Source organism: Streptomyces sp. NRRL F-5135, from assembly GCF_000719775.1.
GTDB lineage: Bacteria > Actinomycetota > Actinomycetes > Streptomycetales > Streptomycetaceae > Streptomyces > Streptomyces hebeiensis.
On the sequence record NZ_JOHR01000011.1, the window covers coordinates 142,196 to 165,676 of the forward strand.

The window sequence follows — 23,481 nt, forward strand, 5'->3', positions numbered from 1 at the left end:
TAACGATGCGGCCAATCTGGTTCAATGAAGAGATTCTCGCAACCTCAAGAACGGGCCGCATCCTCGCAAGAGACAAGGCGCTGGCAAGACTGCGCAGATATACTTCACCTCCCTGGGAAGACATCGACCTGGATGGCAAGGCCTTTCCCACGATAGTAGCGACGCTGCCCACCTCATCCATCCAGGCGGGCAGCGTCGCACCTGATTCCATTCCGATGGGCGATTCCTCTTATGCCCGCAACGGCGCTCTCCAATGCCTGCTCCAAGCATGTCAACTTTGAGACGCGTCGATCAATATTCGGTTCGCCAGCAACCGCTCTCCAGGCTTGCTGGCAAGCCTCTTCAAACCCCAACACTGCTTCCGCGATATCCGCGCGCCGATCGAAGGAAAGTCCGACCGCCCCCTGCATCCCCATGCTCAACTGCGCCCTGACCGAGATCAGATCGCCGATATGCCGAACATGCGCGACGCCAACCTTCCGGCTCAGCAGGATTTCAGTCAACACGGCATTATAATGTTCAGCCTGCCAGGTCACAGCGATCCTCACTTTAGAGTTCCCCGAAGAGCGATCATTCGGCGCGCCCCGACCGGTATGCTCACGCCACCCGCTCTCATTATTGCCACACAGCATGTGACACAACTGTTTTAAATTGCACCATAGTCGCCCAAATCTGCTCCGATGAACCGTTGCTGAGCTCGCCAGCGCAGCCTGCAGAAGGTCTGCTCTATTACGTCTGAAGCCGCGTCCGCCAGAGCTCAAGCTACCGGCGACGTAATCGAGGAAGTCTGCGCTGCTCGGAGCGTCCGAGTAGTGGCAGCAGGCCGAAACGGACGGGATCGACAGTGGCCACGCCTTCGCCCGTCCCTACGACGCCGACGACCCACCTCTTTGCAAAGCGCTGGACGTGCCTTACAGCTCCCAGTTCCCTACGAGCTGTGGCCTGGATCCATCTGCCAGCTTCGCAAAAAATTCGTCGATGCGGTCCGCATAGGAGAACAGCGAAGAGTCCATCCCGGCAAAAAATTTCCCGGAGGGCGACATGTAGACGGTGAGATGAAACCCGTCAATTCCCAATGGGCACAGAGGTTCACCAGCCACCCCAGCACAGCGACCCGCAATTCTAGCGTCACGCTCAGTGCACACTCGCGCGGGATCGAACTCAGTCCAACTGAACATCTCTCTGCCGTTCAACTCGATGCTGGGCGGATGCTCAATCCGTACTTTCCAGAACGTCTCCAGGAATCGACGTGCTGCAGCCGATACGTCGAAGCCGACGAGATTCATCTCGTGGACGAGTCCAGAGACGTCGACCACACGCCCAGGCCTCCAGCCTGAAGCTTCAGCCAAGAAGCGACCTCGACCGTGGATAGCGATCTCCATGCTCATCATCCGACCGACAGATCAGTGGCACCGCGTCTCACGAGTGCGCTTTGACAGGATAGACACGCTGCCTCTGGTAGGCCAGTAGAGCTCCTGACAGTGAGAAATTCGACATCGCTGATTTCAAGTGGACGCCCGAACGTGTCCTCAAAGCCTGCCGCATGATTGGCAAACAGAGCATTACACGCACGCATCTCCGCGCAGTTCAACGCATCACCCTGGAACATCTGCCCGCCGTCTGCGGCAGCTTCCTGGATCTCAGGTTCAAGGTAGGCAGGGCGAGAGGCGGCTCCTGAATAACCAGGCTCCATTATGCCCGTATTCTTAATTCGCGCAACCGACGTCATCGTGGCATCTTCTGGAGCCTTCTTAGCGGCTGCGCGCGCAGCAGCACCCATATCCGGGCCACAAGAATTGTGAACCAAGATCGGGGCGTTGCCCGCCAGCACATAGTACGTGTGGAGGTTGGCGACGCTGAAGTTGTACGTGCGGACGTGGTCGTTGTAGGCGCGGTTCCTTGTGACCTTCGCTGTGGCGCCGTTGGAGGTCTTGAGGGTGGTGCCCGGCTTCAGGGCGGCTGCGTTGACCCAGGCGTTTTCCTTGGGCACCCAGAAGGGGTGTTCGGCGGTGGCCGTGATCTTTTTGTTTCCGCCGGGTGTGGCGATGGTGAGCTCGTTGAGCTGTTTGTCGCCTTCGGAGGGCAGGAGCTCGGTGACGGGCTGGGTGCTGGTCTCGCCGGTTATCGGGTTGGTGGCAAGGACCTTGTCACCAACCTTGATGTCCTCGATCTTCTTGGACGCGCCGTCAGCGAGGAGGACCAGGGTGCCGGCCAGGAAGCACTGTGCTATGCCTGCTTTAGCGGCCGGTTTGGTGCTCGCTTTGGCTGCTGCCGACGACGCGCCGCCTGTCTTGCCGAGGAGTTTGGACGCGGCGGCCTTGGCTCCCTTGGCGACCGCTTTTCCTACTGCTCCGCCGACGACGGAACTGACTCCCCCGATGGCCAGGCCCTTGCCCGCGGCGGCCGTGTAGCCGCCCAGGCTGTGGTCGGCTTTGTCGTCGAGCGCGTTGCCCACGACTCCCGCCGCGGCCCCCGCGACAGCCCCGCAAGCCGCCCCCACCGCCACGGCACCGACTCCCGCGGTGGCCGCTCCCGCGCCGACCGCGACCGCCCCGCACGTGACGCCGACCACGACCTCGGTGACGACGGTGACAACGGTGACGTGCTTCTTGAACCAGCCCTTCGCCTTGCACAACCAGTCGCACGGCGCGGGCTTGGTGACCGTGACCGTCTTGGTGACCGTGTACGTGACCGTCGTCGTGGTGCCGCTGTAGGTGCTGGGGGGCGGGGCACTGGAGCCGCCGCCACCGCCGCCACCGCCTCCGCCGCCCCCGCCGCTTGCGGCCTGCTGGGACGCGACGGTGCTCGGGTTCGCCGTACCCGTGCCGCAGATCTCGGCCGGGCACAGACCCGTCGGGTCACTCGTGCTGACCGGGCTGTTGTTGCTGTAGGCGTACCCGTTCATCTGGAGCGGGTCGGCGATGTCGATGACCGGGTCGGCCGAGAGGAAACGGCCCGCCGCCTGGTCGTACTCCCGGGCACCCAGGTGCGTCAGACCCGTCGCGGCGTCATCGATACCGACACCGAGGTAGCCCCGCTTGTTCGGCCAACTCGCCGGCTTCGGACCGCGAGCCTCGCCGTACGGCTTGAACGCCCGCCGCGTCACCGTCTGCGCGCCGCCCAGCCCGACCGTGGTGTTGGCCGTGCCGAGATGGTCGGCGATCAGGACGTTGAGCTGGTGACCCGTGCTCGCGCCGTTCGTGGTCGTACGCACCACGGTGGGGGCGCCGTCGTGGCCGTAGGCGCGGGACGCCCGGGTGATCTTGCCTACGGAGTCGGTGGTCAGCTCCGTCTCGCCCAGGTACAGGGTGGAGCCGGTCGGTGAGTTCTCCAGGATGCGGTTGCCGTCGGCGTCGTAGACGTACCGCGTCGTGATGCCGTCGTCCGTGATGGTGTCGAGCTTGTTCTCCGTGGTCCAGTCGAGCGTCTGCGTGGTGGCGGGCAGGTCGCGGACGGTGGCGTTGCCCACCACGTCGTTGGTGTAGACGCTGCCCTTCCCGGCCGGGGTGGAGGACACCCTGGTCAGGACGTGCGGCTGGACCGTGACCGGCTCGATGACACCGTTGCCGGTCTCCTGGCGGCCGTACCCGTAGGTGTAGGTGACGTTCTTGGCCGGGTCCGCGGTGTCGTGTTCCGTGAGGGAGGCCCGGTTGCCGATCCAGTCGAAGGTGAAGGACTGGCGGTAGGCGGTGGCGCCGGTGGACACCGTGGCCGTGGCCGGACCGGCCGCCGTCAGCGAGTCGGCCAGCGCCGTGTCGGGGGCCGTCGTGTCCGTGGCCACGTCGGCCGCGTCGGCGACCGGCCCGCCGGAGGGCTTGCCGTCGGCCCGGTAGCCCCAGTTCGTACCGCCCGACGAGCGGCAGCCGGTGCCCGAGGTGCCCGGGGCGATGTTCGACGTCCAGGCGTGGACCAGTTCACCCAGCGCGTCGTACGTGTAGCACTGATTGTCCCAGGTGGAGCCGGTCGCGTCGGTGAGCTTGCGGGCGTTGGAGGTGATGGTGCCCGAGGTGTCGTAGGAGTAGTAGCTGTCGGAGATCCGGTGGCTGCCCGCCGTCTCCCGGTCTGCGACCGTGCGCTGGAGCCGGCCCGAGTGCTGGTCGACGAAGTTGGTGGTCCACACCCGCGCCGGCTGCGCCCCGCTGACGGTGCGCAGGGGTTCGCCGTACGGGGAGTACGTGACGCCGGAGGTGTACCAGTCGATGCCGGAGGTCGACTCCGCCAGGCCGTCCTCGTCATAACGCGTGACGACCTTCTCGGCCGCGAGGCCGCCCTTGGCGGGCAGCGTGACCGACAGCGGCTTGCCCGTCGGTGTGTACGCATAGGAGTAGGCGTACGTGCCGGACAGGCCGGTGGTCATGGCATGGGCGGGGACGACGGTCTCGCGGCCGGTGACCCGGTAGTCGGTGTCGTAGCCGGTGATCCGGTTGACGTAGTCGCCGGACGCGTCGTGGCGGATCGACGCCACAGGCTGCCCGACCGCTCCGGGCAGGCTGTCGTACGTGAACTCCTTGACCGGCGCCGCGGTGGCCGAGCCCTCCCGGACCGCGGTGGGGCGGTCCAGTTGGTCGTAGTCGGTGTACAGGCTCTTGCCGCGGGCGTCGGTGGTCCGCGTCCTGCGGTCGGCGTCGTCGTACCCGGAGGAGGACTCGCCCGTGTCGGGATCGGTGGAGCTCGTCAGCCGGCCTCGGACATCATAGGCATAGGTCCAGGTGTTGCCGGCCGGGTCGGTGACCTCGGTGCGGTTGCCCCGCGCGTCGTAGCGGTAGTTCGTCGTCCGGAAGGACGTGGTGCCCCCGGCCTCGGTGTAGTGCCGGATCGAGGTGACCCGTCCCAGCGCGTCGGTGAAGCTCTTGGTGGACGGGGCGGTCGTGCCGGGCGGGTCGACGTGGACGGAGGTGTCGGTGTACCAGGTGTAGGTGGCGTACTGGTAGTCGGCGCCGTGGTAGACCGACGAGCGGACCACACGCTCCAGGCCGTCGTACCGCGTCTTCGTCTTGCTCGGCACCAGCGATTCCGACCTGCGGGCGAAGAGCGTGGTCTCCGGCTCGCCCTTGGCGAGATAGCCGCTGGTCTGCTCCCACACCAGGCCGTGGTCGTCGTATTTGGTGTCCGTGATGATCCGGCCGGCGCCATGGGCCTCGCTCTGCGTCTGCACCTGGCGCATCAGGCCGTCGTAGAGGGTGACCGCCCGGTCGTAACCGCCGTCGTCCTGGAGCGTCTTGACGGTGACGGCGGCCGGCCTGGTCTCGTCGCCCGTGGCGACGGCCGGCTGGTAGGAGATCTCGGTGTCGGGGGACTTCCCGCCGGACGAACGGGACGGCGACCAGCCCTTGACCAGGCGTCCGAGCGCGTCGTACTCGGTGCGGGTGACCCGGTCGTTGGTGTCGGTCGCGGTCAGCGGCAGGGCCCGGCCGGGATCGTATGTGGTGGTGGCGGTGTGGCCCTTGGGGTTGACGGTCTTGACGGACGTGACCGGGCCGCCGCTGTCACCGGGGGTGTAGACGGTCTCGGTGGTGCCGGTCAGCGGCGCGGTGACCTTCCGGACCCGGCCCAGCGGGTCGTACGTCGTGGTGGTCACCACCGAGTGGGCGGTGCCCGCGCCGTTGATCTCCGCGACCGAGGTCTCCAGGCCCTTGGTCGGGGCCGCGCCCCAGTCCTGGTTGTCGTACGACGTACGCGTCGAGGTCAGCAGCTGGGTCTTCGGATCGGCGGTGTCGAAGCCGGAGCAGGGCGTCGCGGTGGAACGCGTCTCCTTGGCCCTGCCAATGATCCAGTCGGCGGTGTTGTGCACGTACGCGGTCCGCATGCAGACCTGGTCGCTGAGGGTTTCGCCGGTGCCGTTGGGTTTGACCACCGACATCTGGAGCTGCGTGGGCAGCCCGTAGGTGTCGTCCGCCGTCGTCTCGGTGCGGATCGCCTGCCAGCTGGTGTCGACGGTCTGGATCGCGTCGGCACGCGCGACCCAGGTGCGGTGGGCGAGCAGCGGGTCGAGAGCGGTGCCGTCCTCGGCCTGACGGGCGCGGGAGGCGGTCTGCTTCGACTTGGGGAAGGTCAGGGCCCGCTTGAGGAGCTTGCCCTCGGAATGCTCGTACGTGAGGGTCTCCGCCGCCATGCCCGCGAACTGCGGGGCGTCGTCGGCCAGGAGCTCCACGGCGTTCTTGGAGTCCTTGACCGCGCCGCCCGTGCCCTGGAAGAAGCGGGTGACGGTGTACGACTGCGATTCCGGATCGCCCTGCTGGGAGGAGGTCTACCCGGGCGACGGCTACGGCGCCGTGAACATCGACCGGCGCCGCGAGATCCTGCTCCCGGACGGGGCACCCGACCCCAGTACGTTCACCCAGATCGTCTCCGCCGGCGACGCCACGGGGGACGGCAAAGCCGACTTCTTCGTCACCGTCGGCGACGCGCTGTGGGTCCTCACCGGCTACAACGGCGCGACGGTCGACCGGGCCACGCGGCTGTCGGCCGCCTCATGGGCGAACCGCGACGTCGTGACCGTCCAGGACATCACCGGCGACGGTGTCACCGACCTGCTCTACCGGACCGACGAGACGGGACGCCTGCTGCTGCGCGGCGGGATCAAGGCGGCGTCCGGCGGAGTCGACTTCGCGTCCCTCGCCACCGCCGGGGGCTCGGCGGGCGGGGGCGACACCCAGTACGGGGCGTCCGGCTGGTCCAGCGGCGCCGTCCCGTTCATCCTGGGGACCCCCGACGCCAACGGCGACTCCGTCCCCGACCTGTAGGCCGTCCAGGCAGGCGGCTCCGTACGCTTCCACGCCGGAAGCAGGACCGCGCTTTCCGGCAACGGCACGGAGGTCGTCGGGGCGGCCACCTGGTGGAAGACACGCCAGGCGGTCGGCTGACCGGGCGGAAGGTCCGGCCGGCCCCCGCCCAGGTCCGCCCTCGTCCCGCGCCGACGGCCCGCCCGGGTCAGTTCCCGGCGCGCCGACCGGCCTCCGTCCGGGTCAGTTCCCCGCGCGGCGGCCGGCCCCCGCGCGGGTCGCGTCCGCGCCCCAGCTCGCCAGCAGGCGCAGGCTCTCCTGCGACGCGGAGCCGGGCTCCGCGTGGTACACGATCAAGGACTGCTCCGGGTCGTCGGGGAGCGTGAACGTCTCGAAGGAGAGGGTCAGCTCCCCCACCAGCGGGTTCCGCAGCCGCTTGACGCCGTGGCCCTTCTCCTTGACGTCGTGCGTGGCCCACAGCTGACGGAACTCCTCGCTCTTCACGGAGAGCTCGCCGACCAACGCGGACAGTTGCGGATCCTCGGGGTGGCGCCCGGCGTCCATCCGCAGGTGACTGACGATGTCGGCGGCCTTGGTCTCCCACTCCACGAACAGCTCCCTGGAGTCGGACTCCAGGAAGACCAGCCGGGCCCAGTTGCGCTCCTGGGGCGGCAGCCGGCCCCAGTCGCCGAAGACGGCCGCGGCCATCCGGTTCCAGACGAGGATGTCCGAACGCCGCCCCACGATGTAGGCGGGGACGCCGTCCAGGGTGTCGAGGAGCTGCCGCAGGGCCACCCGCACCTTCTGCTGCCTGGCCGCCGGTTTTCTCGCGTGGCGTTTCGGCCTGGCGAGGTGCACCAGGTGGGCGTGTTCGGTGTCCGTCAGCCGCAGGGCGCGCGCGACCGCGTCCAGCACCTCCGCCGACACACCGCGTCCATTGCCCTGTTCCAGGCGCGTGTAGTACGCGACCGACACCCCGGCGAGCTGGGCCAGCTCCTCGCGGCGCAGCCCCGGTACCCGTCGGCGCCGCCCGGCCCCGGACAGGCCGACGTCCTCCGGCTTGAGCCGGGCCCGCCGGCTGCGCAGGTACTCGCTGAGTTCGACCCGACTGTCGAGCCCCTGCTCCGAGGCACCCTGCCCCGTGGCCCCCTGCCCCGTGGCCGCCTGCGCCGTAGCCCCCTGCGCCGCCGCGGCACTCGCGGGATGATTCACCGCATTTCCGGCATCAGACTGGTCGCTCATGGTGTCCAGTATTCCGCGCGGTGGGCACCCGAGCCTGACCCGGTCAGTGGTAGGACCGGCAGGCGTACGCAGAACGGGGCCCTGGCTGGCCGCGTACGACGGAGGCACGCTGGGGGACAGTGTGCGGGCGGAAAAGCAGTCGGCCGCACACGGAAACCACGTCTGAGGAGCACTTTTCCCGATGAGTACCGTTGCCGCATACGCCGCTCCCGCCGCCAAGGCTCCCCTGGAGCGCACCACGATCGAACGCCGCCCGGTCGGCGAGTCCGACATCCTGATCGACATCAAGTTCGCCGGGATCTGCCACTCGGACATCCACCAGGCCCGCGAGGGCTGGGGAGAGGCGATCTTCCCCATGGTGCCGGGCCACGAGATCGCCGGCGTCGTCACCGAGGTCGGCGCGGGTGTCACCAAGTACACGGTCGGTGACCGGGTGGGCGTGGGCTGTTTCGTCGACTCCTGCCGCGAGTGCGAGTACTGCCGGCAGGGCCTTGAGCAGTACTGCGTCAAGGGCAACACCGCGACGTACAACGCCCTCGACAAGAACGGCGAGCCCACCTACGGCGGCTACTCCACGCACGTCGTCGTCGACGAGAACTACGCCGTCCGCATCCCCGACAGCCTGTCGCTGGACGTGGCCGCGCCGCTGCTGTGCGCGGGTATCACCACGTACTCCCCGCTGAGGCACTGGAACGCCGGGCCGGGCAAGAAGGTCGCCGTCCTCGGCATGGGCGGCCTGGGCCACATGGGCGTGAAGATCGCGCACGCGATGGGGGCGGAGGTGACCGTCCTCAGCCAGTCGCTGCGCAAGCGCGAGGACGGGCTGAAGCTCGGCGCCGACCACTACTACGCCACCAGCGACCCGAAGACCTTCGAGGAACTGGCCGGCACGTTCGACATCATCCTGTCCACCGTCTCCGCCCCGCTGGACTTCGCCGCGTACCTGTCGCTGCTGAAGACGGACGGCGCGCTGGTGAACGTCGGCGCGCCCGAGGAGCCGGTGTCGCTGAACCTCTTCGCCCTGCTCGGGGGCCGCAAGACCCTCGCCGGATCGATGATCGGCGGCATCGCGGAGACCCAGGAGATGCTGGACTTCTGCGCGGAGCACGGGTTCGGGGCCGAGATCGAGCTGATCCGCGCCGACCAGATCAACGAGGCGTACGAGCGGGTGCTGTCGAGTGACGTCCGCTACCGGTTCGTGATCGACACCTCCACGATCTGAGGCCACCGCCGCGCATGGTGACATGCGCGGCGGAGCCTGGTGCCCCTCGCGGCACGAGAACCGAAGAGGGACCACGCGTCACTCGGCGCGCACGCCCACCTCGGCCTTCAGCACGGCCGGGTCGGTGGTCGGCGCCGCGCACACGAACCGCCGGCACACATAGGCGGCGGGCCGGCCGTCCACCAGCGGACGGTCGGCCAGCAGCGGGAATTCCCCGCCCTCCGCCTCCCCGGTGGCGACCACGGCCCCGGGGGCGGTGGCGAGGAGGGCCGCGCGGTGCAGGGCGGTACGGCGCGGGGTCGCCGTGCCGTCCTCTCCCTCACCGCCGCCACCGCCGCCACCGTCCGCCGGCCCGACGACCGCGATCTCGCGCGGCCCGTCCAGCAGCGCCTCGGCCACCGCGAGCCCCCACCCCACGAAGCGTGGCGCCCGCGGCCCCAGCGCCTTGACCACGCCCAACGCCCCCTCCGCGGCGACCCGGTGGGCCTCGGATCCGGTGTGCGCGGCGTACGAGAGAAGCGCCCCGGCCGCCGCCGTCCAGCCCGACGGCGTGGCGTTGTCCGTCGGGTCCTGCGGGCGGCGGATCAGCCGCTCGGCGTCATGGGCGGTGTCGAACAGCTCACCGCCCTCCCCGACGAACCGGTCCAGCACGCTGTCCAGCAGGAAGCCGGCGAACTCCAGCCAGGCGCCCTCGCCGGTGACAGCCGCGAGCGCGAGGAACCCCTCGGCGACATCGCCGTAGTCCTCCAGCACTCCGGCGTGCGCGCCCGCGCGTCCGTCCTTCGAGGTACGGGCCAGGCGTGCCGCCTCGTCCATGTGCAGCCGTACGAGCTGGTCGGCGGCCTCGGTGGCGCGTTCGACCAGGTCGGGCCGGTCGAAGTACGCGCCTGTCTCGGCCAGCGCGGCGATCGCCAGCCCGTTCCAGGCGGCCACGACCTTGTCGTCCCGGCCGGGCCGGGGCCGCTCCTCGCGCGCGGCGAGCAGGCGCCGGCGTACGGAGGCGACCCGCTCGGCGTCCACGACCCCGTTGCCCTGCGGCAGTTGGAGCACGGAGGCGCCCTCTTCGAACGTCCCCTCCCGCGTCACACCGAAGTAGTGCTCGGCGAACTCGCCGTCCGCCTCGCCCAGCACCTCGCGCAGCCGCTCCGGGGTCCAGACGTAGTAGGCGCCCTCGACATGGCGGCCGGTGCCGTCGTCGCTGTCCGCGTCCAGGGCGGAGGCGAAGCCGCCCTCGGCGGTGCGCAGTTCGCGGACCATGAAGTCGGCGGTCTCCAGCGCGACCCGGCGGGCCAGGTCGGAACCGGTCGCCCGCCACAGGTGCGCGTACACACGGCACAGCAGCGCGTTGTCATACAGCATCTTCTCGAAGTGGGGCACGACCCACTCGCGGTCCACCGAGTACCGTGCGAATCCGCCGCCGAGCTGGTCGTAGATCCCGCCCCTGGCCATCGCCTCGCAGGTGTCGGCGGCCATCTGGAGCGCGCCCTCGGAGCCCGTGCGGGCATGGTGGCGCAGCAGGAACTCCAGGACCATCGACGGCGGGAACTTGGGCGCTCCCCCGAACCCGCCGCGCCGGTCGTCGTACTCCCGCGTCAGCCCCAGCAGCGCCCCCGCCAGCTCCTCCTCGCCGGGCACCCCGTCCCCCGCCAGGGCGAGCGACCGCCCGGCCAGGTCCCGTACGATCCGCCCCGCGACCTCGGTCACCTCCGCGCGCCGCCCGGCCCAGGCGGTGCTCACGCCCTCCAGTACCTGCGGGAAGGAGGCCATGCCGTGCCGGGGTTCGGGAGGGAAATAGGTGCCGAAGTAGAAGGGCTTCGCGTCCGGCGTCAGGAACACGGTCATGGGCCAGCCGCCCTGCCCGGTGGCGGCCTGCACGGCCTCCATGTAGACGGCGTCGACATCGGGCCGCTCCTCGCGGTCCACCTTGATGTTGACGAAGTGCTCGTTCATGTACGCGGCGGTCTCATCGTTCTCGAAGGACTCGTGCGCCATGACGTGGCACCAGTGGCACGCGGAGTATCCGACGGACAACAGTACGGGCACGTCGCGCTGGGCCGCCTCCGCGAACGCCGCTTCCCCCCACGGCCACCAGTCCACCGGATTGGAGGCGTGCTGCAGCAGGTACGGCGACTGCTCATCGGCAAGTCGGTTCATACGCGCATCGTCGCATGATCCGGACCCACGAGCCCGGCTTCGCGTGGCCCGGCGGTGGTCCTCGATGGAGCAGCAGCGGTTCACCCCGCCGGGGACGGCTCCCGGCCCGCTCCCGCTTCAGCCGCCGGCGCGTCCGCGACGCGAGCTCACCTGCGGAGAATTAAGTTGATACGTCAACCGAACGGGGCTATGGTGCTGTCCGGACTGACGGAACTCCCGCCGAGTCGAGCGGGATCGCACCCGAGAGAAGGTCACATGGCGGTCGAAGTGGGCGACGTGCCCGATGCGAAGCGTTACGAGGCCCGCGTCGACGGAGAGTCCAAGGTCGCGGGCGTCGCTGAATACATCCGTACGACGGAGCTCATCGCCTTCGTGCACACCGAGGTCGCGCCGGAGTACGGGGGCAGAGGAGTGGGGTCCGCGCTGGCTCGCACAGCCCTTGACGAGGCACGGGCCACGAACCTGCGAGTTCTCGCCACATGCCCGTTCTTCGCGGACTGGATCGCCCGGCATCCCGAGTATCAGGACCTCCTGTACCAGTCCCGCAGCAGGGTCAGCGACTGAGCGTGTCGCCGACGTTCAGAGGAACCGCCGGGCACGACGGCGCTGTTCATCGCCACGGTTCCGCTGTGGAGCGCGCCGCTGAACACCGCAAGGGGACGGCGGACGCGCGGCGCGGAATGGGCGGGGGTCCGGCTCGGCCCGGCGGGCGTCGCCGTGCTGTCGGCCGGACTCGGACGCGGCGGGCTGACAGGTGCGGCGATCCTCCTGCCGGCCGCCATCCGCTGGGTACTCGGCTCCCATCTGGACGACCACTCGGCCGGCGTGCGCGGGCCGGCCGCGCAGCTGCTCGCGGGCGGCGCGGCGCCGGCCGTGGCGGCCGCCGTCCGGGGCGAGTTCGCGTCACCGCCGCGGCCGACCTGGGGCGCCGGGCTCGCCCTCACCTACCTGGTGGTCTTCGGGTCCCCGCTGGCCATGGCCGCCTACCGCCACCTCACCGCCCGCACCAGCCCGGCTCTGGCCACGAGCTACGCCTTCGTCGCCCCGGTGATCGCCGTCCTGTCGGGCGCCCTCTTCCTGGACGAACCCCTCACCACCCATGTCCTGGCCGGCACCGCCCTCATCGCCGTCGCCCTCTGCACCACCCTCCTCAGCAGATCCCGGCCCGCCGCAGGACCCACGACGACCACGCACCCACGCACCCACGCACCCACGCCCCCCATGGTGGACGTATCAACTATATTGAGGCTGTCGAGAGTCACCCGAGACAGGTGTGCAGCCCGAGGGGAGAAGTACGACGATGCGGAATCTGACCGTGGCCCAGCAACTGGTGGACATCCTGCGCCAGGCGGGCGTGGAGCGGATCTACGGCGTGGTGGGTGACAGCCTGAACTCGGTGGTCGACGCGGTGCGCCGTACCGACGGCATCGAGTGGGTGCATGTACGGAACGAGGAGGCCGCCGCCTTCGCCGCGGCAGCGGAGGCACAGCTGACCGGCAGGCTCGCGGTGTGCGCCGGAAGCTGTGGCCCCGGAAACACGCATCTGATCCAGGGACTGTACGACGCGCACCGCTCCGGTGCGCCCGTGCTGGCACTCGCCTCGCACATCCCGTCCCATCAGATCGGCACCGGTTTCTTCCAGGAGACCCACCCGGAACGGCTGTTCACCGAGTGCAGCGACTACTGCGAGATGGTCAGCACCCCCGAGCAGATGCCCCGGGTTCCGCGGATCGCCATACAGCGGGCCCTCGGCAACAGCGCGGTGTCGGTCCTGGTCATACCGGGCGATGTCGCGCACGACGGGGCGACTCACCCGACGGGAAGCAGCGACCTGGTCACTGAGCGCGGCCGGGTCGTCGCGCCGGACAGACAGGTGCGGGCGCTGGCCGGGAAACTGAACGCGGCACGGAAGGTGATGCTGTTCTGCGGTGCGGGGGTGCGGGACGCGCACGCCGAGGTCATGGCGCTCGCCGAGAAGGCTGCCGCCCCCGTCGGGCACACGCTGCGGGGCAAGGAGTGGATCCAGTTCGACAACCCGTACGACGTCGGTATGAGCGGTCTGCTGGGCTACGGCGCCTGTTTCGACGCGATGCACGAGTCCGACCTGGTCGTTCTGCTCGGCACCGACTTCCCGTACGACGACTTCCTGCCGCAGGCGCGGACCGTGCAGATCGACCACGACGCGGGCCGCCTCGGCCGTCGCAGTGTGCTGGAACTCGGGGTCCACGGTGACGTCCGGGAGACGCTGCGGGCCGTGCTGCCGTTGGTCGAGGCGAAGCGGGACCGCACCTATCTGGACCGGATGCTGCACAAGCATGCCAAGTCGCTGGAGACGGTGGTCTCCGCCTACACCCACGACGTCGACCGGCACACCCCGATCCACCCTGAGTACGCGGCCTCGCTGCTGGATGAACTCGCCGCCGACGACGCGGTGTTCACCGTGGACACCGGCATGTCCAACGTGTGGGCGGCGCGTTATCTGACCCCCAACGGGCGACGCCGGGTGATCGGTTCGTTCGTGCACGGCACGATGGCCAACGCGCTGCCGCACGCCATCGGCGCGCAGTTCGCCTACCCCGGCCGCCAGGTGATCTCCATGTCAGGTGACGGTGGACTGGGCATGCTGATGGGCGAGTTGCTCACAGTGAAGCTGCACGATCTGCCGGTGAAGACGATCGTCTTCAACAACTCCTCCCTGGGCATGGTGAAGTTGGAGATGCTGGTCGAGGGGTTGCCCGAGCACGAGACCGATCACGAGCCGGTGGACTACGCGGCGATCGCCCGCGGCGCGGGTATCGAGGCGATCCGCATCGAGCGCCCCGGGGATGTCGCCGAGGGACTCAAGCGGGCATTCGCCCACGACGGACCGTTCCTGGTCGACCTGGTGACCGACCCCAACGCGCTGTCGATCCCGCCGCGCGTCTCGGCCTCCCAGGTCAGGGGATTCGCCTTCGCCGCGGGCCGGACAGTGCTCGACGGGGGCGTCGGCAAGATGCTCGACCTGGCCCGCGCCAACCTGCGGAACATCCCCCGCCCCTGAGATGGCCGCCGTCCGCACCGAGGTCCGGATTCACGGCCCCGGGACGGTCGCCGGACAGATATCCCACTTCGGGTTGATGCGTCATCTACCTTGATGCGTCACCGCCGGACACCGTCGCCCACCACCTCCCTCACACCTCCTGACGTCTCGTTCAGGACGGCACTACCATCCGCACCCTTAAGGAAATCCATGACCGAAATCGGCATCATCCTCGGCAGCACCCGCCCCAACCGCAACGGTGAGCAGGTCGCCAAGTGGGTCTACGACATCGCCTCTCGGCGCAGCGACGCCGGGTTCGAGGTCGTCGACCTGCGTGACTACCCGCTGCCGCACCTGGACGAGCCGCTGCCCCCGTCGATGGGCCAATACCAGGGCGAGCACACGAAGAAGTGGGCCGAGAAGATCGCTTCCTTCGACGGGTTCGTCTTCGTCACCCCGGAGTACAACCACAGCACGTCCGGCGTGCTCAAGAACGCCATCGACTACCTCTACACCGAGTGGAACAACAAGGCGGCCGGCTTCGTGTCGTACGGCGGTGTCGGCGGTGCCCGGGCTGTGGAACACCTGCGCCTGGTCGCCGGCGAGCTGCAGATGGCCGACGTCCGCCAGCAGGTGGCGCTGTCGCTGATGACCGAGTTCGAGAACTTCAGCGTCCTCAAGCCCGGCGAGTACAACGTGCGGGCCCTCGACACCCTGCTCGACCAGGTCGTCGCCTGGAGCCAGGCACTGGCGCCGCTCCGTACGGCCGCCGCCTGAGCCGTTCGGGACGCCGTTCGGGACGCCGGTCTGTCCACGCCGGGTCCGGTTCCGACGGGCCCGGTAGCCGGCATCCCTCCTGCCCGGGAGCACGCCCGGATCAGGCGGCGGAAGGGGAGACGGCTGCCCAAGCCGCCAAGGCTCGGGCAGCCGTACACGACCGACGCGACGATCGGCGGGCCCGGCCGGACACGTCGATGACGGCGTCGACACCGGACGGTGTCATACCGCGCCCTCGAAAAGTCGTGGTGGCCCTCGAACGCGGCCGGGCGAGACGGGGCCGCGCATGCGGTCGGCGCCCCGCGCCTCCTTAGTGAACTGTCAACTATGTTTAAACTCGCTTCATGGAACAGGGAGTGCGTTGGCTGACCGCGGAGGAGCAGCTTGCGTGGCGGAGCTTCGTCAACATGCACGAGAGGCTCATGGGCCGGTTGTCCCGCTTGTTGCAGACGGAGTCCAACGTGTCGCGTGCGGACTACGCCGTACTGGTCGAGCTGACGGACGTACCGGACGGGCGGCGACGGATTCTGGACATCGCCAGGGCGCTGGAGTGGGAGAAGAGCCGGATGTCCCATCACATCGCCCGGATGGTGAAGCGTGGGCTGGTGGTGCGGGAGGAGTGCGCCGAGGACGGCCGTGGCGCGTTCGCGGTGATCACCGATGAGGGGCGAGCGATGATCGAAGCCGCCGCCCCGCGCCACGTGGAGGCGGTGCGCGAGCTCTTCCTCGACAACGTCACGCCGTCGGAGCTGCGGTTGCTGGCCCGGATCTCCGAGCGCGTGGTGGAGAAGCTGGACGAGGAATCGTCCTGACCGGAACGGGCGGCCCGGGGGGCCTCACGCGGTCGGCGTGAGCGTCGCCGCAGTGGCATTTACGTGACTCGTCAACCACGTCTCCGTCGCACCGGCCACGCCGAAGGCCAGGGGTGTGGCGGGCCGACGGCCTCCACTCGTCGTGAAGCGGCGGTACCGGGTGCTTGCTCATGGTCGGCACGCGATGGAACACGTTGATGGTGACTGCCATCCCACAGGTGCTGTGGCCATCGGCCCGCCCTCGTGACACCATGGTTGACGTGACAACCAGACTGTGTGGGAGGTGCTCTCGGTGAGCAATGCGGAAACCGATGCCGCGGCGCTGCGGTGCGGCGCGCTCCTCGACCGCGAGCGGCCGACCGGAGCGCCGCGGGTCGATGTCCTGTCGGCGCGTGAGGTCCCCCTGGGTGGTCCGCGCGCTATGCGCGTGCGGCGGACGCTGCCCCAGCGGGGGCGCACACTCATCGGCGCCTGGTGCTTCGCCGATCACTACGGGCCGCACCAGGTCGCCGCGTCGGGCGGCATGAACATGCCTCCGCATCCGCACACCGGACTGCAGACGGTGACCTGGCTGTTCAGCGGTGAGGTCGAGCATCGCGACACCCTCGGCACCCGTGCCCTGGTCAGGCCCGGCGAGACAAACGTCATGACCGGCGGGTACGGCATCGCCCACTCGGAGGTCTCCACCCCGGACACGACCGTCATCCACGGCGTCCAGTTGTGGGTCGCGCTGCCCGAGGAACACCGCGACACCACCCGGGACTTCCAGCACCACGCGCCCGAACTCACGCAGGTCGACGGGGCCGAGATCAGGGTCTTCCTGGGCTCGCTCGTCGGCCGGACCTCCCCGGTCCGGACCTTCACGCCGCTGCTCGGCGCCGAGATCGTCATCGAAGCGCACACGACGCTCACTCTCGCCGTGGACGCGGCTTTCGAGCACGGCCTCCTCGTGGACAGTGGGGACATCCGCCTGATCGACACGGTGCTGCGGCCCGCCGAACTCGGCTACGCCCCTCGCGGCGCGGACACTCTGACGATGGTGAACGAGACGGACGCCCCGGCGCGGGCCATCCTCCTCGGAGGGCCTCCCTTCGAGGAGGAGATCGTCATGTGGTGGAACTTCATCGGCCGCGGCCACGAAGACATCGTGAAAGCCCGCGAGGACTGGGAGGCCTCCTCCGACCGCTTCGGCGTCATCGAGGACTTCCCCGGCGGCCGCCTTCCCGCACCGGCTCTGCCGAACGCCGTCATCACACCGCGCCGGAACCCTCCGACGCGCTGACCTCCCTCACCGAAGGCCCACCATGAGCGAGTCCTCCACCACCACGGTCGTCAAGCGGATGGATACCGAGCGCCGGTACGACATCATGGTCGACGGCCGGCACGCCGGCCTGACCGCCTACCGCGACCTGGGCATGCGGCGGGTCTTCTTCCACACCGAGTTGGACAAGGCCTTCGCCGGCCAGGGACTGGGCGCACAGTTGGTCCGCCGGGCACTCGTCGACGTGCGCGCGTCCGGAATGCGGATCGTCCCGGTCTGCCCCTACGTCGCCAAGTTCCTCAAGCGGCACGACGAGTTCGCGGACATCACCGACCCGGTCACACCCGACACCCTGCGGTGGCTGGAGACACAGCTCGGCTGAGCGGGTGAGCCGGCCCGGACGCGGGGCATCCCCTTGCCGGCCCCGGCCGGGCATCGGCTGTCCGCCCCCCATCGGCCGGGCGCGGCGAGAAGGTACACCCGCGCGGTCCGGAGGTTCGGATTCGACGCAGGCAGCCGGCCGTCCCGCTTCATCGCACGGTAGTGACCAGCAGGTCGGCAGTGCGCCCGGACCTCAGTGCCGTCGGTGATCCACGAGTCCGGCGATCACCTCGATCTCGTTGGCTGTGAAGACGTTCCGATGAGCGTCGTACAGCTTCGCGACGGCCGAACACGGCGCCCCGCGCGCTCCCCCCGCCGAGACGGCGACTGCCACCGGCCACACAACGGCGTACGCGGCCGACCACCGGCTTCGCCCCCAGGCCGGCGTCACCAACTTCCCCTCTCCCGCAGCTACTTGACGCATCAACTTCCAACGCTAATATAGATGACACGTCATCTACTTGGTCGAGCCGGTTGCTTCTGACGCCGGGGGCCGTCTCTCCGCACGGGGTCCGAACCGGTTCGCGGAGCGTTCAGCGTGACGGCTTGCCGGCTCGGCCCGAGGAGCGGTGTACGGCCGTATCGACGATGACCCGTCCGAGCACGCAGACACAGACACCAGGAAAGAGATCCCATGAGCAAGGAAGCGAAGTCCGGGCTGCAGGCACTGCTGACGCCCGAGGAGAGCGTCGTCGTCCTGATCGACCACCAGCCGTTCCAGTTCGCCAACCTGCACAGCCACGAGCCCACGATGGTCGTGAACAACTCCGTCGGCCTCGCCAAGGCCGCCAAGGCGTTCGATGTACCGACCATCCTGACGACCGTCCTGGAGGAGCGTGGCGGCTACCTCATCAAGGGACTGCAGGACGTGTTCCCGGAGCAGAAGCCCATCAACCGCACGATCATCAACACCTGGGAAGACCAGGTCGTCGTCGACGCCGTCAAGGCGACCGGCCGCAAGAAGCTGATCATCGCCGGTCTCTGGACGGAGGTCTGTGTCGCGATGCCGGCGATACACGCGGCGGGTGAGGGCTTCGACGTCTTCGTCGTCACCGACGCTTCGGGCGGTGCCTCGAAGGAAACCCACGACATGGCCGTGCGGCGCATGGTCCAGGCGGGCGTGACACCGATCACCTGGCTGGCCGTGCTCAGTGAGTGGCAGCGCGACTACGCCCGCGAGAAGACCCTCCCGGGCCTCACCGACGTGCTGCTGGAGCACGGGGGCGCAACCGGCGTCGCCTTCACCTGGGAGACGCAGTTGCTCGCCACAGGACGCGATGGAACCAACGTCTGACCTGACGACGCGCGGGCCCCGATCCGTATCGGGGACCGCCCGCCGCCGAACGGTCCGCTCGCGGACACCAGCCTTCGACCCGTCTCGCCCATGAGATCCGGAGCGAGGACGATCCCGACCGGGCAGATCCCAACCCCGCGCTGATCGAGGGGGTTCGAACGCGCCGCGCGGAAGGACCCGCGGCCGGCGTCCGTGGCGCTCGTCTCCACGGACGCCGGGTTCTCCCGCAATCCTGTTCTCGACGCCAAGATCAACGCCGAGAAGCACGGGATCGAGATCGTCGACGAGGCCACCTGCCCGCTGCCGGCCGAGGACCGCACGCCCCGCCGTCGGTCATGACCTGGCCTCTTTGCGGCAGGGCGCCACGCAGGTGCCGGGTTTCGACGCGACCACCTGCGGCTTGGCCGTCGCCACGCTCAGCGGCACGAAGGACCTCACCGGCGACGACGCGGTCGACCGCCGCACGGCGCCCGGCGCGCGTCCGCGCGCGAAGCGCGCCTTCCGCTTCCCTCGCGCTCCCCTCGCGCGGAGACGCCCGGACCGGGACAATGTCCTCTCACCCGGAACCGACCGTGGAGGGGCGACGTATGCGGGAGAGCCACCGGGCCGAGGCCGAGCGGCTGTTGGCGCGCGCCGTGGAGGAGGAGGTACGGCGCTCCGGCGGACGGACCGACGGGAGCGTGCTGTTGACGCGGGCGCGGGCCGCGCTGGACTCGATGGCGGCCGGGGCGAGCGAGGAGTACGCCGTCTACGTACGGGCCGTGGACGCGGCCGAGGCCGAGGACCGTCCGCTGTCCGAGCGCTTCACCAGGCAGTCGCTCGGAACTCCGGCCGTCGTCACCGTCGTTGCCGCCGCGGCGGCCGTCGGCGCCGACGTGGCGCTGGGGACGGCGACCGGCGTGGCGTTCGGCGCGGGCGCGGTGGTCGCCGCCGCCGGAGCGGCGGCCACCGTCGCCAAGGTGACCGCGTCCCACTGGCCGGCCGCCCACCAGCGGGCGGCCGCCGCAGGCCAGCCCGGCGGGACGGAACAGCTCAAGCTCCAGTGGCTGACGGCCCTGGAGGTACGGGGCATCCGCCCGTTCCTCGACCAGCAGCGGGTCCTGACGTCCGCGACCCGGCGCACGGCCAAGAAGCCGTCGGCCGTGCGTCCGCTCCGGGGCGCCGACCGCAGCGCGGCGGCCCGGCGGCGTACCGTGCTGGAGCAGTCGTTCGGCCATCTCCCCGAACCTCACGGGCCGTTCGCCGGCCGCCGCGCCGAACTGGCCCGGATCGCGCAGTGGGTGCACGCGGCCCGCGCGTCGACGGAGACGAAGCCGACGGTCGTGGTGCTGCACGGGGACCCGGGCTCGGGCCGTACAACCCTGGCCGTACGGGCGGCGCACCAGCTCAAGGACCAGTTCCGGGGCGCGTGCGTCGTCGATCTGCGCGGGGGCGGCGCCGCCGAGGTGCCGCTGTCGACGCGGGAGGCGCTGCTGCACCTGCTGAACCGCCTCGGCGCGCCGCGCGAGCAGCTGCTGTTCCGCGAGGGCGCGTCGCCCGAGCAGCAGGTGCGGCGGCTGAGCGAGCTGTACCACCAGCACCTGACGGGGCTTCCGGTGACGGTCGTCCTGGACGACGCCGCCGACCCCGAGCAGGTACGGACGCTGCTCCCGGAGCGGTCGGACAGCCTGGTGCTGGTGACCGCGCGGGAGCCGCTCGACCTGCCCGAGGACCTGCCGGCGTGGGTGCACCGGCTGCCCGTGGAGGCACTGGACGGCGCGGGCGCGGAGGAACTGCTGCGGGCGGTGACGGACAGGGCACCGACGGACCGGGCACTGCCGGGCAGGGCGCCGACGGGCCGGTCGGTGACGGACAGGGCGGTAACAGGCACGGCTCAGGGTGCGCCCGCGGAGGCGAGGCCGGACGCGCCGACGGAGCCGGACGCGTCGGCGGGGCCGGACGCGTCGGCGGGGCCGGACGCGTCTGCGGGGCCGGACGCGTCTGCGGGGCCGGCGGGCACCACGGCCCCGGAGCCCGGGCCGTCGCCCGAACAGGTTCCCTACGACGCCCAGTCCACCGACCTCGTACGTGACCTGTGCGGCGGCCTGCCGCTCGCGCTGCGCATCGCGGGATCGTCGCTCGGCACGTCCCCCGGGGCGCGCAGCACACACCAGCTCGCCACGGACCTCTCGGCGTACGGCCCGGTCCAGCCCGTCGAGCGCGCCCTGTGGCTGCGCTACACCGACCAGGGCGAACAGGCCCGCCGCCTGCTGCGCCGCCTGGCGCTCGCCGGCCGCGCCTCACTCGGCGCGGCCGCGGCGGCGGCGCTGCTGGAGACCGACGAGCGGACGGCCGGGCGGCTGCTCGGGGAGCTTTCGCGGGCGGGCCTGATCGACCACGTACGGGCCAGCCGCTACCGGCTGCACGACGTCGTGCGGACCTTCGCGCAGGCCCGGTTGCGGGACGAGGAGGAGGCGGCGGAGCGGACGGCCGCGCAGGAACGGCTGATCCGCAACTACGGCGAACTGGCCGACTCCGTGATCCGGCTCGTCGACGGCAAGACCTCCACCCGCGCCGACCTGTTCAAGAGCGCGGCGGGCGCGCACGGCTTCACCTCGCTCGACTCGGCACTGCGCTGGCTGGACGAGGAGTCGAGCTTCATCACGGCCGCGCTGCGGCACGCGGAGGGCGTCGACCAGCAGACCGTCCTGAACCTGCTGGGCGCGCTGTGCGACTACTGCCTGCTGCGCGGCGACCTGTACCGGCTGGGCGAGATCAGCGAGTTGACGCAGGCGGTCGACCAGGGCCTGCTGGTGCGCTCGGTGCAGTGGCGTACGGGCATCGCGGCGCGCCAGCTCGGCGAGCTGGACAAGGCCCGTACGACGCTGACCTCGGTGGTCGACCTCTACCGGGAGGCGCAGCAGAACGCCGGCGCCGCTCGCGCGCTGTGCTCGCTGGGCATCACCCTGCACCACCAGGGCAACCTGACCGAGGCGTCGGCGAAGCTGCGCGAGGCGCTGGAGCTCCAGGCGCCGGAGGAGCTGGCGGGCGACCGGGGCTGGACGATGCACGCGCTGGCGGCGGTGGAACGGGACCGGGGCGCCCTCGCCGAGGCGCGGTCGCTGCTGTCGTCGGCGCTGGAGCTGCACCGGGAGAGCGAATCCGTGCACGGCGAGGCGTGGACGCACTTCCAGTTGGGCCAGCTGTACCTGCGGGCGGGGGACGCGGCGCGGGCGGAGGGCGAGCTGAGCGCGGCGCTGGAGCTGTACGGCAGGACGCGCGACGGCCGGGGCGAGGCATGGGCGACGACCCAGCTGGCCCGGGCCCGGCTGATGGACGGCGAGCCGGCCGAGGCGGCGGAGCAGCTGCGTGAGGCGCTCGCGCGGCACCGGGACAACGAGGACGCGCGCGGCGAGGCGTGGACGCTGTACTACCTGGGCCAGTCGCTGGAGGAGACCGGCGACCTGGACGAGGCGGTACGGGAGCTGGAGCGGGCGCGCACCATGTTCTCCCGGATGCGGGACGTCTACGGCCTTGCCTGCGCCCGGCACCACTCGGGCCGCGTCACCCGCGACCAGCGCGCGGAACGGACCGGCAACCTGCGCAACTCGGGCTTCGCCCGCCAGCTGCTGATGGACGCGCGCGCGGACTTCCGCCGCATCGGCGTCGCGCACGGCGAGGCGTGGACCTGCCTGGAGCTCGCCGTCATCGACGCGGGCAACAACCGCCCGGCCCAGGCGCTCCAGCTCTGTGACGAGGCGACGGCGCTCTTCACCTCGTACGGGGACGACCGGGGCACCGACTGGTCCCGTTTCCTGCGCTGCACGCTGCTGCCGTACGCCTCGGCGGGCGGTACGGAGGTGGGCACGGTGGTGGCGGAGCAGGAACTCTCCGAACTGCTCGCCACGCCGGCCGTGGAACGGCGGGAGACCGGCGACCCCGCGCACGCGGCCCGCGACCCCAAGCTGTCCGAGAGCGCGGCGGCACTGTCGGTGATGCTGGCGCGCGGGGTCAGCCTGGAGGACGGCTGGCAGGCGTGGCAGCTGGGCATGGTCCCCGACCGGCAGGCCCGGGACGTTCTGGGCGTACCGGTGGAGGCGGCGCGGGCGTGAGCGCGGGACGAGCGCGGCGCGAGCCTGAGCGCGGGACGAGCGCGGCGCGGGCGTGAGCGCGGCGCGGGCGTACGCGGGTGTGCGGAGGCCGACGACGGTACGGGCGTGAGCGCGTACCGACCCGGTCGCGCCCGCGCCGTGGCGTGACGGCGCGGGCGTGCCGACCGTCCTCACCTGCCACCCTCACCTGCCGATTCCGGTCCCGATTCCGGTCCCGGTTCCGGCGGAGGAGGGGGCGGCGTCACTCCGTGTCGCTCTGCCCCGGGGCGGGACCGGCGGCTTTGGCCGAGGGGGCCGCCGAGGCCGGGGCCCGGGCGGGGGCCGGGGCCGGGGCCTCCTCGAAGTCGACCTTGCCCATGTGGCGGTTCATCGACTTCATCAGCAGCCACACACCTCCCGCCATCACCGCGAACACGACGAACCCGAGAGCTCCCGGGGTCACCTTGTCGGGGTCCAGCTCCTGGGCGAGCGGCAGTGCGTGGGCCATGGCCTGAGTCGCATACATA

The 23,481-nt window shown here is 70.3% G+C and carries 18 protein-coding genes; 12 read left to right on the forward strand and 6 right to left on the reverse strand.

The features are described from left to right. Positions 1 to 173: 173 nt before the first annotated feature. The 3 genes from IG02_RS41660 to IG02_RS36700 all read right to left on the reverse strand — a co-directional run bounded on the left by IG02_RS41660 (position 174) and on the right by IG02_RS36700 (position 6,151). The gene (locus IG02_RS41660; protein WP_158712345.1) at positions 174 to 536 is read right to left on the reverse strand and encodes a hypothetical protein; all 363 of its coding nucleotides are present in this window, start codon (positions 534 to 536) and stop codon (positions 174 to 176) included. Between the two features lie 375 nt (positions 537 to 911). Continuing rightward, positions 912 to 1,382: an SUKH-3 domain-containing protein gene (locus tag IG02_RS39590; RefSeq protein ID WP_158712346.1), complete on the reverse strand. Its 471-nt coding sequence runs from the start codon at positions 1,380 to 1,382 to the stop codon at positions 912 to 914. 5 nt (positions 1,383 to 1,387) lie between these two features. Continuing rightward, positions 1,388 to 6,151, reverse strand: coding sequence for a polymorphic toxin-type HINT domain-containing protein (locus IG02_RS36700; RefSeq protein ID WP_051765386.1), 4,764 nt, complete (start codon positions 6,149 to 6,151; stop codon positions 1,388 to 1,390). 7 nt (positions 6,152 to 6,158) lie between these two features. On the opposite strand from IG02_RS36700, the gene IG02_RS37890 reads away from it, so the two are divergent. Beyond that, positions 6,159 to 6,743: an FG-GAP repeat domain-containing protein gene (locus tag IG02_RS37890; protein ID WP_158712347.1), complete on the forward strand. Its 585-nt coding sequence runs from the start codon at positions 6,159 to 6,161 to the stop codon at positions 6,741 to 6,743. Positions 6,744 to 6,965: 222 nt separating this feature from the next. Here IG02_RS37890 and IG02_RS0120645 read toward each other — a convergent pair whose 3' ends face one another. Next, a complete protein-coding gene (locus tag IG02_RS0120645; RefSeq protein WP_078854646.1) occupies positions 6,966 to 7,964 on the reverse strand; it encodes a helix-turn-helix transcriptional regulator in 999 nt (332 codons plus the stop codon). Between the two features lie 181 nt (positions 7,965 to 8,145). Between IG02_RS0120645 and IG02_RS0120650 the strand changes: the two genes are divergently transcribed. Continuing rightward, positions 8,146 to 9,186, forward strand: a complete 1,041-nt coding sequence (locus IG02_RS0120650) for an NAD(P)-dependent alcohol dehydrogenase (RefSeq protein ID WP_030750045.1) — start codon at positions 8,146 to 8,148, stop codon at positions 9,184 to 9,186. A 78-nt stretch (positions 9,187 to 9,264) separates the two neighbouring features. On the opposite strand, the gene IG02_RS0120655 is transcribed toward IG02_RS0120650, so the two are convergent. Beyond that, positions 9,265 to 11,340 carry a thioredoxin domain-containing protein gene (locus IG02_RS0120655; protein WP_030750047.1) on the reverse strand — a complete coding sequence of 692 codons (2,076 nt, stop codon included), beginning with the start codon at positions 11,338 to 11,340 and terminating at the stop codon, positions 9,265 to 9,267. A 255-nt stretch (positions 11,341 to 11,595) separates the two neighbouring features. Here IG02_RS0120655 and IG02_RS0120660 point away from each other — a divergent pair, with 255 nt between their 5' ends. From IG02_RS0120660 to IG02_RS0120710, 10 genes are all read left to right on the forward strand, one after another. Further along, complete coding sequence (locus IG02_RS0120660) at positions 11,596 to 11,904, forward strand: GNAT family N-acetyltransferase (RefSeq protein ID WP_030750049.1); 309 nt, start codon at positions 11,596 to 11,598, stop codon at positions 11,902 to 11,904. 153 nt (positions 11,905 to 12,057) lie between these two features. Then, positions 12,058 to 12,723, forward strand: a complete 666-nt coding sequence (locus IG02_RS39595) for an EamA family transporter (protein ID WP_158712348.1) — start codon at positions 12,058 to 12,060, stop codon at positions 12,721 to 12,723. After that, the gene (locus tag IG02_RS0120670; RefSeq protein ID WP_030750054.1) at positions 12,641 to 14,380 is read left to right on the forward strand and encodes a pyruvate dehydrogenase; all 1,740 of its coding nucleotides are present in this window, start codon (positions 12,641 to 12,643) and stop codon (positions 14,378 to 14,380) included. The genes IG02_RS39595 and IG02_RS0120670 overlap by 83 nt, the downstream gene beginning before the upstream one ends. Before the next feature lie 189 nt (positions 14,381 to 14,569). Next, positions 14,570 to 15,136 (forward strand): NADPH-dependent FMN reductase, encoded by a 567-nt coding sequence (locus IG02_RS0120675; RefSeq protein WP_030750057.1) that lies wholly within the window; start codon positions 14,570 to 14,572, stop codon positions 15,134 to 15,136. A gap of 344 nt (positions 15,137 to 15,480) precedes the next feature. Then, complete coding sequence (locus tag IG02_RS0120680; RefSeq protein WP_030750060.1) at positions 15,481 to 15,948, forward strand: MarR family winged helix-turn-helix transcriptional regulator; 468 nt, start codon at positions 15,481 to 15,483, stop codon at positions 15,946 to 15,948. A 292-nt stretch (positions 15,949 to 16,240) separates the two neighbouring features. After that, a complete protein-coding gene (locus tag IG02_RS0120685; protein WP_030750062.1) occupies positions 16,241 to 17,230 on the forward strand; it encodes a pirin family protein in 990 nt (329 codons plus the stop codon). A gap of 22 nt (positions 17,231 to 17,252) precedes the next feature. Then, a complete protein-coding gene (locus tag IG02_RS0120690; RefSeq protein WP_030750064.1) occupies positions 17,253 to 17,591 on the forward strand; it encodes a GNAT family N-acetyltransferase in 339 nt (112 codons plus the stop codon). 633 nt (positions 17,592 to 18,224) lie between these two features. Beyond that, positions 18,225 to 18,884, forward strand: coding sequence for a hydrolase (locus tag IG02_RS0120700; RefSeq protein ID WP_030750065.1), 660 nt, complete (start codon positions 18,225 to 18,227; stop codon positions 18,882 to 18,884). Positions 18,885 to 19,076: 192 nt separating this feature from the next. After that, positions 19,077 to 19,223 carry a hypothetical protein gene (locus tag IG02_RS41665; protein ID WP_158712349.1) on the forward strand — a complete coding sequence of 49 codons (147 nt, stop codon included), beginning with the start codon at positions 19,077 to 19,079 and terminating at the stop codon, positions 19,221 to 19,223. 248 nt (positions 19,224 to 19,471) lie between these two features. Next, a complete protein-coding gene (locus IG02_RS0120710) occupies positions 19,472 to 22,975 on the forward strand; it encodes a tetratricopeptide repeat protein (RefSeq protein WP_030750067.1) in 3,504 nt (1,167 codons plus the stop codon). Between the two features lie 241 nt (positions 22,976 to 23,216). Here IG02_RS0120710 and IG02_RS0120715 read toward each other — a convergent pair whose 3' ends face one another. After that, entirely contained in the window at positions 23,217 to 23,480 is a 264-nt protein-coding gene (locus IG02_RS0120715) for a hypothetical protein (RefSeq protein WP_030750069.1), read from the reverse strand. Position 23,481 lies beyond the last annotated feature (1 nt).

Excerpts from the sequence above, each read along its gene's own strand:
- IG02_RS39590 (WP_158712346.1), bottom strand. The coding sequence starts at position 1,382 with ATGGAGATCGCTATCCACGGTCGAGGTCGCTTCTTGGCTGAAGCTTCA.
- IG02_RS0120645 (WP_078854646.1), bottom strand. The coding sequence starts at position 7,964 with ATGAGCGACCAGTCTGATGCCGGAAATGCGGTGAATCATCCCGCGAGT.
- IG02_RS0120650 (WP_030750045.1), top strand. The coding sequence starts at position 8,146 with ATGAGTACCGTTGCCGCATACGCCGCTCCCGCCGCCAAGGCTCCCCTG.
- IG02_RS0120655 (WP_030750047.1), bottom strand. The coding sequence starts at position 11,340 with ATGAACCGACTTGCCGATGAGCAGTCGCCGTACCTGCTGCAGCACGCC.
- IG02_RS0120660 (WP_030750049.1), top strand. The coding sequence starts at position 11,596 with ATGGCGGTCGAAGTGGGCGACGTGCCCGATGCGAAGCGTTACGAGGCC.
- IG02_RS0120670 (WP_030750054.1), top strand. The coding sequence starts at position 12,641 with ATGCGGAATCTGACCGTGGCCCAGCAACTGGTGGACATCCTGCGCCAG.
- IG02_RS0120675 (WP_030750057.1), top strand. The coding sequence starts at position 14,570 with ATGACCGAAATCGGCATCATCCTCGGCAGCACCCGCCCCAACCGCAAC.
- IG02_RS0120680 (WP_030750060.1), top strand. The coding sequence starts at position 15,481 with ATGGAACAGGGAGTGCGTTGGCTGACCGCGGAGGAGCAGCTTGCGTGG.
- IG02_RS0120690 (WP_030750064.1), top strand. The coding sequence starts at position 17,253 with ATGAGCGAGTCCTCCACCACCACGGTCGTCAAGCGGATGGATACCGAG.
- IG02_RS0120700 (WP_030750065.1), top strand. The coding sequence starts at position 18,225 with ATGAGCAAGGAAGCGAAGTCCGGGCTGCAGGCACTGCTGACGCCCGAG.
- IG02_RS0120710 (WP_030750067.1), top strand. The coding sequence starts at position 19,472 with ATGCGGGAGAGCCACCGGGCCGAGGCCGAGCGGCTGTTGGCGCGCGCC.
- IG02_RS0120715 (WP_030750069.1), bottom strand. The coding sequence starts at position 23,480 with ATGTATGCGACTCAGGCCATGGCCCACGCACTGCCGCTCGCCCAGGAG.